The following is a 6,813-nucleotide window of genomic DNA, read 5'->3' as shown; positions in this document are numbered from 1 at the left end:
TCCGCGCATTCTCACACGACCGAACGACCGTCGGCGCATGGAGGTCTCGACGATCCTGAAGGAGGGCGACCGCGAAGTGGTCCGCACTCTGCCCTTCGTCCATGTGAAGATGGCTCTTGCGGGCGGCCACAGCACGGACAGGGAATACCCACCCTTCGATCCGCTTACCGTCTTCGCGGAAGACGGGGCGGCTGCCTCCGCCAGCATGGGGTTCATCTACGGTGCCAAGGTGGACAGCGAGGTGCAGCTCAAGACGGCACCCTTTCCGCTAGAATCGGTCTCATTCCAGGAGACGGGCGGCCTCTCGACCGAGGAGGTGGAGGAGGTCGTGCGCAACACCAGCGCCATCCTCACCGACGGCGACGTGCAGGTGGCCGCCCTCCACTATGTCGATCCGCGGCGCTTTGGCGAAACCCTGGCCACCCAGGCGCTCGCCGGTTTTGGCGCGCGCATCGTCCAGGAAAATGTTTCGGTTGCCCCCCGCAACGTTCCGCAAGGGCCTTCCATCGGCTTTGCCGAAGACATCATCGTTTTCTCCCAGAACGAGCCCATTCTCGAAGCGTTCCGGAAGGCCGGCTATGATAGGGAAGATGCGACCGCCGTGTCGGCGGTGATCGCAAGGCTCCTCAATGCAACCGCGCTCAAGGCCGGCACGCTGCTTCGCGTTGGCATAGAGGCGGCCGGCGAAACGAGCCGCGTCGTGCGCACCAGCGTCTATCACGGCACGCGCCATATCGTGACCGTCGCGCTCAACGATAGCGGCCGGTACGTGCCGTCTGAAGAGCCAGAGATGAGCGCGGAACTGATCGCAACGCTCGACAACGAGCCGCTGCCGCCTTCCTCGCGCTCGGAACTTCCGCGCGTCTATGACGGCATCTACAACGCGGCCTATTCCTACGGCCTCACCCCATCCATGACGCAGAAGCTCATCCGCCTGCTTGCGGCGGATGTCGATTTTCAGTCCCGCCTGTCACCGTCGGACCGGCTGGAGGTCTTCTTCTCCCAGCCGAAAGAGGATGGCAGCGCCTCCGAAAATTCGGAGATTCTCTATGTCTCCGCCGTGTTCGGCGACAAGACGCGGGCCTACTACCGTTTCGAGCTGCCGGATGGCACGGTGGACTATTTCGACAGCGAGGGGCGCAGCGCACGCCCCTTTCTCCTGCGCAACCCGGTGCCCCATGGCCGCTTTACCTCGGGTTTCGGTATGCGGCGGCATCCCATTCTCGGCTACTCGCGCATGCATACGGGTGTCGACTGGGCGGCGCCGCGCGGAACACCCATCATCGCTTCAGGAGACGGCATAGTCGAAAGTGCAGGCTGGGCGTCGGGCTATGGGCGGCAGACCATCATCCGCCATGCCAATGGCTACCGCACGTCCTACAACCACCAGAGCGCCATTGCGAAAGGCGTCGTGCCGGGCGCGAGAATCCGCCAGGGCCAGGTGATCGGCTATGTGGGCGCGACCGGCCAGGCCACCGGCAACCACCTGCATTACGAGGTGATCGTCAACAACCGGAAGGTCGACCCGATGCGCGTCCGCCTGCCGGACGGCCGGGTGCTCGAGGGCAAGGTTCTGGAAGCCTTCATGCGCGAGCGCGACCGCATCGACGAGCTTCTGGAGGATTCCTTCACTACCCCGACATCCGTCGCGGGCCTCTGATTCGATTCGAATGCCTGCGAAACGGCGACGATTCGGCGGGCGACGCGTGGAGCGCCGCTGCCCGATGAGTTACCGAGCAGCCCGATCGGCGGCTCTCTACTCCACGAACTCAACCGGAACGCCCGGCTTGACGCGCTTGGCCAGCTCCTCCGCGTCCCAATTCGTCAGCCGGATGCAGCCATGCGAATAGGTCTTGCCAATTTTGGAGGGTTCCGGCGTGCCATGAATGCCGTAGGTCGGCTTTGACAGAGCGATCCAGACGGAGCCCACGGGTCCGTTCGGCCCCGGAGGGATGGTGAGAATGCGATCGTTGTTGCCCTGCTTGAAGTTCTTCTTCGGGTCATAGGTATAGTTCGGCTCGAAAGCGATGCGCACCACCTCATGCTTGCCGGAGGGCGAAGGCGTATCCGTCGAGCCGATCGTGGCCGGATAGGCGGCCACAAGCCGCCCCCTCTCGTCATAGGCCCGCACCTGCTTCGCGCTCTTGTCGGCGACGATCCGCGCCACCGGAGTGGTGGCGGGCGTGCCTGGATTGGCAACCTTGATGATGGTGCCGGGCCGATCGAAATTGGCGCCGGGATTGAGCTGGAGGAGATAGTTCTCATCCATGTGGAAGCGCTCGGCCAGCATTTCACTCACCCGGGTGAAACTCAACCGTTCGAGCCGGGCCTTCTCACCATAATCCTCTGGCACCGAGGCGATGTAAGGTCCGGCTACATCTGCCGGGGTGATCGTATAGGACATGAAGGCCGGGCCGCCGGTCGCCTCCAGCTCCGCCTCGATCCAGGCCTTGTCGTAGGTCCTGAGCCTCTGGCCGGTAATCTTGTGATAAGCGTCGATGGCCTTGTTGACGTTGTCGCCAATCCGGCCGTCGATCACGCCGGGCGAGGCCCCTGCCCGGTCGAGCAGCACCTGGAAAGCAGCCACCTCCTCGCTGGCGCCGCGAACGCCCGGTATGGTGAAATCCGGGCTGCGCGGAAGGCCCTGCCGCAATTGCTCGCCTTGCCCGGGCTGGGCCGGCCCCAGGTCCGGTATTGCGGCGAAGGTATCGCTGCCGCCCGGCGAAGGCGGCTCAAGCGGCACCCGCTCCACGCTGCGCCTTTCCTGGAACAGCGGATCGGGTTCGTAGCCGCGGTCGGGCTCGTAACCGTAATCCGGAGCGTCGTAGGGATCTTCATAAGGTTCATAGGAAGGAGGCGGGGGAAGCGGCTGCGGTTCGGGCAACGCATAGTCACCCCACCCGCCGCGAATCGCCGCCTCACGGTCGCGGTGGAAACGCTCCACGTCGCGGGGATCGGAAAAATCGTAATAGCCGCGCCGCGCGCCCCACGAATCGGTTCGTGGCGGCGGTGCCGGCTCGTAGTAAGGGGCGCGGATTTCCACCACCTCGCCCGTGCGGGGGTTGATGATGATTTCCCGGCCATACTGGTCGATATAGACGTCGAAGTCGTAGGCCTGGGCAAGCTGCACGCCCTGCTGTTCCGCAGGGGCATGCCGCTGCCCGCTATCCTCGAGCGCGGCTGCAGCCAATGCCTGCGGCACGATCAACAGGCCCGACAGAAACGCCAGAGAACAGGTTTTCAACGCTAGGCTCCCGCTAACCCACAGGCGGGCGCGATTGGATCGCGCCTCCATCCCCTTAGATGCCGCCTACAAGATGAACCCGGCATGAAAATGACCGCATTGAGGTCGCCGCCCATTGCAGGATCGATCTCGTTGATGACCCTCGTTCCGTCCCGGCAAATAAGATAAAGCCGCCCGCGGAAAGTCAATTCCGCTCCAGTTCCTTCTGAAGCCTTTTCGGCAGGCCGGTCAGCACCTGCCGGTAGCTTTCGCGAAGGTAATCCTCAAGAGCCGCGTCATCCATGCTTTCGGCGCTGTAGCGCTGAATCCACTTCAGGCCGCGTGAGGCAAGATAGGGTGCGGGCCTGAGCCCAGGTTGCTCCCTTAAAATGTCGTAGGCAAGGTCAGAGCATTTGAAGGTGACGGTGAGCATCCCGCCATCGGCCTCTCTGCCCAGGGCGAAGACCTTGCCGCCCACCTTCCAGACATGTGCCCCACCCCACTGCACCACATGAGTGGTGTGGGGAAGGGAGGCGCAGAAGCGGTTGTAATCCTTGAGCCGCATCCGCGCCTCCCCGGTCTCTTACGCGGCCTCTTCGGTCGCCGTCACCTCGGCATTCCGCTTCGGCCGGAAGATGAGCCGGTCGGAGCCGGCGGTGATCTTCACGGTCGAGTTGTCGAAAATCTCGCCCATGAGGATCTTTTCGGCCAGCGGGTCCTGCAGCTCCTTCTGCATGACGCGCTTCAGGGGCCGCGCGCCATAGGCGGGATCGTAGCCCTTGCTGGCGAGCCAGTCGATCGCCTCCTGATCGAGATCGAGCGTGATCTTGCGATCCTCCAGAAGCCGCTCGATCCGCCCAAGCTGGATCTTCACGATCTCACCCATATCCTTCCGCTGCAGACGGTGGAACAGGATGATCTCGTCCACGCGGTTCAGGAACTCCGGCCGGAAGGAGGCCTGCACGACCGCCATCACCTCGTCGCGCACCTTATCCACCTGCTCGCCCTCGGCAAGGTTGACGAGATATTCCGCGCCCAGGTTCGAGGTCATGATGATCAGCGTGTTGCGGAAGTCCACCGTGCGGCCCTGACCGTCGGTGAGCCTGCCATCATCGAGCACCTGCAGGAGCACATTGAAGACGTCGTGGTGCGCCTTCTCGATCTCGTCGAACAGGATCACCTGATAGGGCCTGCGGCGCACGGCCTCGGTCAGCACGCCGCCTTCCTCGTAGCCGACATAGCCGGGAGGCGCCCCGATCAGCCGGGCAACGGAGTGCTTCTCCATGAATTCCGACATGTCGATGCGCACCATCGCCTGCTCGTCATCGAACAGGAAAGCGGCGAGCGCCTTGGAAAGCTCCGTCTTGCCGACGCCCGTGGGCCCCAGGAACATGAAGGAGCCGATCGGCCGATTCGGATCCTGCAGGCCGGCGCGGGCACGCCGGACCGCCTTGGAAACGGCCTGCACCGCCTCGCCTTGGCCGACGACGCGCTTGGCAAGCTCGTCCTCCATGCGCAGGAGCTTCTCACGCTCTCCTTCCAGCATCTTGTCGACCGGAATTCCGGTCCAGCGCGACACGATATGCGCCACGTGGTCCGGCGTCACGGTCTCCTCGACCATGCTGCGGGCGCCCTCCGTGGTGGTCTCGGCCTCCTTGAGCTTCTTCTCAAGCTCCGGGATCACGCCATAGGCAAGCTCGCCGGCACGCTGGAACTCGCCCTTGCGCTGGGCGATCGCGAGCTCGTTGCGCGCCTCGTCAAGCTGCCGCTTGAGATCTGCGGCAAGTCCGAGCTTGTCCTTCTCGGCCTTCCACGTGGCAGTAAGCCGGGCCGACTCTTCTTCCAAATCGGCCAACTCCCGCTCCAGCTTCTCCAGCCGGTCCTTCGAAGCTTCGTCCTTTTCGACGCGCAGCGCCTCGCGCTCGATCTTGAGCTGCATGATGCGCCGGTCGATCTCGTCCAGCTCTTCCGGCTTGGAGTCGACCTGCATCCTGAGCCGCGAGGCGGCCTCGTCCACGAGGTCGATCGCCTTGTCGGGGAGGAAACGGTCGGTGATATAGCGGTTGGAGAGGTTGGCAGCCGCCACCAGCGCGGAGTCGGAGACGCGCACCTTGTGGTGCTGCTCGTATTTCTCCTTAAGCCCGCGCAGGATCGAAATCGTATCCTCCACGGTGGGCTCGCTGATATAGACGGGCTGGAACCGGCGGGCGAGTGCCGCATCCTTCTCCACGTGCTTGCGGTATTCATCGAGCGTGGTGGCGCCCACGCAGTGCAGTTCGCCGCGTGCCAGCGCCGGCTTCAACAGGTTGGAGGCGTCCATCGCGCCGTCGGCCTTGCCGGCCCCCACCAGCGTGTGCATCTCGTCGATGAAGAGGACGACGCCGCCGGCCGCCGCCTGGATCTCGGAAAGGACGGCCTTCAGCCGCTCCTCGAACTCGCCGCGGTATTTGGCGCCGGCGATCAGCGCGCCCATGTCGAGCGCAAGCAGCCGCTTGTCCTTCAGCGATTCGGGCACGTCGCCATTGACGATGCGGAGCGCGAGGCCCTCAGCGATGGCCGTCTTGCCGACGCCGGGCTCGCCGATCAGCACAGGGTTGTTCTTGGTGCGCCGCGACAGAACCTGGATGGTACGGCGGATCTCGTCGTCACGGCCGATGACGGGATCGAGCTTACCCGCGCGCGCGTCGGCGGTCAGGTCCCGCGTGTACTTTTTCAACGCGTCATAGCCCTGCTCGGCGCTCGCCGTATCGGCAGTGCGGCCCTTGCGGATATCGTTGATGACCTGGTTGAGCGCCGTCGGCGTGACACCGGCCTTGGAAAGGATGTCGGCGGTCTTAGCGGACTTTTCGACAACGAGAGCCTGAAGAAGACGCTCGACCGTGACGAAGCTGTCGCCGGCCTTCCTGGCGATCTCCTCCGCGGTGGAAAAAACCTTTGCCAGCGGCTGCGCCAGATAGAGCTGTCCACTGCCGCCCTCCACCCTGGGCATGGCATCGAGCGCGGCTTCGACGCCGAGCTTCACGTCGCGCAGGCGCCCGCCGGCGCGCTCGATGAGCGAGGCGGCCAGACCTTCCTCGTCATCGACAAGCACTTTCAGAATGTGCTCGGGCGTGAACTGCTGGTGATTTCTGGAAAGGGCGAGCATCTGCGCGGACTGGATAAAGCCGCGAACCCGCTCTGAAAATTTTTCGACATCCATTCTCGCGTCTCCATCTCCTTGCCGACCCGCTCAGCGGCGTCAGACAGGCCAATGTGACGGACCCCCAGGGCCATGATGAAATCACGACCGCATGCGGCAGGTCCAACCATTGCAGGATATGGGCACATGGCGTCCTACGCGCAAGATGGCTTTCGCTGACAGCGATTCATCGCGGCCGCCAGCCTCACCGGTTCTTCGCGCCCGGGACCGAGACTGAAAAAACTACAGGAAACCGATGGTGGTACGCTTTCACAGAGCGCTGCGCCGCGCGCCGGGCATTGCTGTGCGCGCATGCCACTCACATCATAAACGACATTCGGCCTCGATTACCGGCCAAAATACCGTCGCAAAAAACCAGCCAGCCCCGGCGCACGCGCCGGGCCGCCGATAT

General features: G+C 63.9%; 4 protein-coding genes (1 of these 4 only partly in view). 1 reads left to right on the top strand and 3 read right to left on the bottom strand.

Annotation, left to right across the window (positions count from 1 at the left end):
• Window positions 1-1,660 carry the 3' portion of a M23 family metallopeptidase gene (locus NYR54_RS05290; protein ID WP_261514566.1) on the top strand. 272 nt of this gene lie to the left of the window's left edge, so only the last 1,660 of its 1,932 coding nucleotides appear in the window; its start codon lies off the left edge, out of view; the stop codon is at window positions 1,658-1,660.
• 96 nt (window positions 1,661-1,756) lie between these two features.
• Here the strand turns inward: NYR54_RS05290 and NYR54_RS05285 are convergent, their stop codons facing one another.
• The 3 genes from NYR54_RS05285 to clpB all read right to left on the bottom strand — a co-directional run bounded on the left by NYR54_RS05285 (window position 1,757) and on the right by clpB (window position 6,422).
• The gene (locus NYR54_RS05285) at window positions 1,757-3,244 is read right to left on the bottom strand and encodes a L,D-transpeptidase (protein ID WP_261514565.1); all 1,488 of its coding nucleotides are present in this window, start codon (window positions 3,242-3,244) and stop codon (window positions 1,757-1,759) included.
• Window positions 3,245-3,428: 184 nt separating this feature from the next.
• Window positions 3,429-3,788 (bottom strand): MmcQ/YjbR family DNA-binding protein, encoded by a 360-nt coding sequence (locus tag NYR54_RS05280; RefSeq protein ID WP_261514564.1) that lies wholly within the window; start codon window positions 3,786-3,788, stop codon window positions 3,429-3,431.
• An 18-nt stretch (window positions 3,789-3,806) separates the two neighbouring features.
• Entirely contained in the window at window positions 3,807-6,422 is a 2,616-nt protein-coding gene (gene clpB / locus NYR54_RS05275; RefSeq protein ID WP_261514563.1) for an ATP-dependent chaperone ClpB, read from the bottom strand.
• Between the last annotated feature and the right edge of the window lie 391 nt (window positions 6,423-6,813).

It is taken from the genome of Chelativorans petroleitrophicus (genome assembly GCF_025398195.1).
In the GTDB taxonomy this organism is placed as follows: Bacteria; Pseudomonadota; Alphaproteobacteria; order Rhizobiales; family Rhizobiaceae; genus Chelativorans; species Chelativorans petroleitrophicus.
The sequence above is the reverse complement of the archived record's forward strand: the minus strand, read 5'-3'. Positions and strand labels throughout refer to the sequence as shown.

Bases quoted from the DNA above. Each gene is read 5' to 3' on its own strand.
- clpB (WP_261514563.1), bottom strand. From the start codon at position 6,422: ATGGATGTCGAAAAATTTTCAGAGCGGGTTCGCGGCTTTATCCAGTCC.
- NYR54_RS05280 (WP_261514564.1), bottom strand. From the start codon at position 3,788: ATGCGGCTCAAGGATTACAACCGCTTCTGCGCCTCCCTTCCCCACACC.